Genomic DNA, 2,224 nt, shown 5'->3' on the forward strand with positions numbered 1-2,224 from the left:
AAACTTAAATTTAACCTCGATAATCTCATTAATTCGTGCTAAATAATCCTTTAATTGTTCTGGTAAATCATCATAAGAGCGAATATGACTTATTTCTTTCTGCCAGCCTGGTAATTCGTCATAAATTGGTTGGCACTCTCGCAGGACTTTTAATGATTTTGGAAACTCTTTAATTATTTGGCCTTGATACTCATACCCAATACACATCTTTATTGTTTCCAATTCATTTAAGACATCTAACTTAGTGATGGCTAAACTATCTATCCCATTAATTCTGACGGCATATTTTAAAGCAACTGTATCAAGCCAACCACATCTTCGTGGTCTATTAGTTGTGGCGCCGTATTCGCGCCCTTTTATTCTTATCGCCTCACCCAGTTCAGATGGCAGTTCTGTTGGAAATGGTCCTTCACCTACCCGGGTTGAATAAGCCTTCATCACGCCTATTACCCTGTCTATTTTAGTTGGTCCGACGCCTGTTCCCGTACACGCCCCGCCTGCCGTGGCATTAGATGAAGTTACATAAGGATAAGTCCCATGGTCAACATCAAGTAATGTTCCTTGTGCCCCCTCAAATAAAATGTTTTTACCGTTTTTTATTGCCTCATTCAAAAAAAGACTTGTGTTTTTCACATACTTCTTAAGTTCATTCGCATAGCCCAAATATTCATTTTTAATGCTGGTGAGGTCAAATTTATTTCCTTTCTGGACAAAATTTATTTGTAGTTTTTCCTCAAATATATCCTCATCAAATAAATCAATTACCTTTATTCCACATCGGCTAATCTTATCTGTATATGCCGGACCCACCCCACGACCTGTTGTCCCAATTTTATAAATCTTCTCCGAAGTCTCCTCGACACTCAAATGATACGGCATAATTAAATGTGTATCTTCGCTGATGTATAGCAGGTCATCATTAATCGCTACATTTCTTTCTTTAAGAGATTCTATTTCCTGGAAAAAAGCCTTTGGGTTAAAAACTACCCCTTGACCGATGATACATATTTTATCTGGATGCAATATGCCGGATGGAATGAGATGCAGAACGAACTTTTCACCATTAACAATAACGGTATGTCCAGCATTGTTACCTCCTTGATACCGAACGATAATATCTGCCTTTTCGGTCAAGAAATCAATTACCTTTCCTTTTCCCTCATCACCCCACTGGACACCAACAACAATTATATTTGACATATTTTTATTCCTTTATCTTTATTTTGTAAGTAATCCCACCTATTATCCTATCCTCTATTGTTGAAATAACATTGAGTAATGCCTCTTTTTTTTCCGAATTAATAGGTGGGGTAACCATTAATAAGACTGGTTTTGACTCTTTAGCCAGTAAATCAAAAGAGCCTTTTCCTAAAAAAGCCCCCCACTTGCCTGGTAAATTTTGAGTATCTAAAGTTAAATTAACTCTCGTCTTTACAGACAGGGGATTTTGGATTCTAAATTTTAAGATTACCGGCCTGCCCGAATATGTATAAACAGTCCAAAAACTTCTATACGCCAGGTTGGACTCATTCACTGGTTCATTAGAAATAATTGGGTCATCAGCACTTTCTACCGCTACTCCATAAGACCAGCAATTTGCTTCATTAACATTCTCCCATGAGATAGAAGTAACGGTAGTTTCGCCTGCCCCTATATTTGAGATAACATTAGTCCCAATTAAAGCCCCCTCAGTGAATGAAAAATAAGTATTACTGCGATTAACATAGAATTTTACTTTTACATCTCTTGCCTCTGCGGTTCCAATGTTATGTATTCTGGCAAATAATTTATTGGATTTCCCAATTTTTGCCATTTCATCCGGCTGACCATCACCATTATTATCCAGCCAAATATCAGGACTAATCCAAAAAAAATTATCTTTTGTAAAAGAAATTCCATCATCTCTAATGTTGTCTTTTATTAACAAATTTGGCAACGGTGCTACACAACCACTCATTAAAATAATTAAAGAGATTACAGCGTATCTATATCTCATTTTTAATTCCATAAATATATTACCACAAATCTACCTTATCTGTCAACAATTTTTTGTAATCGTTGTAACTATTCAGCATACCAAGCAAGTAGGAAGTATGGAGTAGGAAGTAGGAAAGTAGGAAGAGGGGAAAATACTTCATACTATTTTACTCTTAATTGATTTGATTAAACCTATAAGCATCCTACTCACTTCTTCAGATATATCCCAAATGGATTGAAAATCTGG

Annotated in this window: 2 protein-coding genes; both read right to left on the minus strand. The window is 36.2% G+C overall.

Annotated elements, in window-relative coordinates; genetic code table 11:
- Positions 1–1,200 (minus strand): adenylosuccinate synthase (locus AB1414_19585; GenBank protein MEW6609616.1); only part of this gene is annotated, 1,200 nt, incomplete at its 3' end.
- 4 nt (positions 1,201–1,204) lie between these two features.
- Positions 1,205–2,008 (minus strand): CARDB domain-containing protein, encoded by an 804-nt coding sequence (locus AB1414_19590; GenBank protein ID MEW6609617.1) that lies wholly within the window; start codon positions 2,006–2,008, stop codon positions 1,205–1,207.
- Between the last annotated feature and the right edge of the window lie 216 nt (positions 2,009–2,224).

It is taken from the genome of bacterium (assembly GCA_040755795.1).
Taxonomy (GTDB): Bacteria; UBA9089; CG2-30-40-21; order CG2-30-40-21; family SBAY01; genus JBFLXS01.